This is a genomic window from Streptomyces montanisoli (assembly GCF_017813245.1).
GTDB classification, from domain to species: domain Bacteria; phylum Actinomycetota; class Actinomycetes; order Streptomycetales; family Streptomycetaceae; genus Streptomyces; species Streptomyces montanisoli.
Window position 1 is genome coordinate 1 of record NZ_JAGIQL010000396.1, and the last position, 561, is coordinate 561.

Genomic DNA, 561 nt, shown 5'->3' on the forward strand with positions numbered 1-561 from the left:
GTCACGCGCCCGGCGCCGACCCCGCGCCGCAGGCGGCCGACGAGACCGGACCCGTCTTCTTCGACGAGGACCCCTCCGCGGGAGTGGCCGACGGCCCCGACGCGGGCCACGGCTACGGCTCCGTGCCCGGTCAGGAGCCGGCGTCCGCGTGGGCGGCCGACAGCGCGCGCCAGTCCGGCTTCGGCGGTGACCAGGACCACCGCGTCTCCTGGGGCGCCGAGGGTCCCGCCTCGCCGTCCGACGCGTCTGCTCTGTCCGCCGCCCCGGCCACCGGCCTGACCGGCGCCACGGGCGTGACGGGCGCCGCGGGCGTGACGGGCGCCGCGGGCGTGACGGGAGCCGCGCCACTGCCGTCCCGCACCGTCGACGAAGGCGGACGCCACGGCGCGCCGCCCGCCTCCCAGGCGCCCGTCGACTCCACCGCGGCGATGCGCGCCCTTGCGGCGGCGCGTCGCGCCAAGGAGGAGAGCGGGGGCGGGGACGGGAACGACGGAGCGCGCCCGGCCGGCGATGCGCCGGGCGTGCCCGGCCAGGCACAGGGCGAGCTGCCCGCACGCGCCG

General features: G+C 81.1%; 1 pseudogene. It reads left to right on the forward strand.

Features of this window, described 5'->3' with window-relative positions:
* Positions 1–561, forward strand: a pseudogene (locus JFN87_RS33335) (RDD family protein); the annotation flags it as partial.